This window comes from Parafrankia sp. Ea1.12 (genome assembly GCF_900465275.1).
Classification (GTDB): Bacteria; Actinomycetota; Actinomycetes; order Frankiales; family Frankiaceae; genus Parafrankia; species Parafrankia soli.
This window is the reverse complement of the sequence record NZ_UBIZ01000023.1, coordinates 1-465: the sequence shown is the minus strand read 5'-3', so window position 1 is coordinate 465 and position 465 is coordinate 1. Positions and strand designations below refer to the sequence as shown.

The following is a 465-nucleotide window of genomic DNA, read 5'->3' as shown; positions in this document are numbered from 1 at the left end:
GAGCTCAACAGCAAAGAAGCAAACAATCCAATCCTGAATGGGCAAAAGTCATGAACAAAAATCTCACAGAGGAAGACATAGACATGGCCCACATGCACATGAGAAAATGCTCTGCATCACTTGCCATCAGGGAAATACAAATCAGAACCACAATGAGATACCACCTCACACCAGTGAGAATGGGGAACATTAACAAGGCAGGAAACCACAAATGTTGGAGAGGATGCGGAGAAAGGGGAACCCTCTTACACTGTTGGTGGGAATGTGAACTGGTGCAGCCACTCTGGAAAACTGGGTGGAGGTTCCTCAAAGAGTTAAAAATAGACCTGCCCTACGACCCAGCAATTGCACTGTTGGGGATTTACCCCAAAGATACAGATGCAATGAAACGCTGGGACACCTGCACCCCGATGTTTATAGCAGCAATGGCCACGATAGCCAAACTGTGGAAGGAGCCTCGGTGTC

The 465-nt window shown here is 47.7% G+C and carries 1 protein-coding gene; it reads left to right on the top strand.

Features of this window, described 5'->3' with window-relative positions; genetic code table 11:
- Positions 1–50 precede the first annotated feature (50 nt).
- Positions 51–465: hypothetical protein (locus FMEAI12_RS36080; protein ID WP_146776580.1), on the top strand; the 415-nt coding region annotated here is incomplete at its 3' end.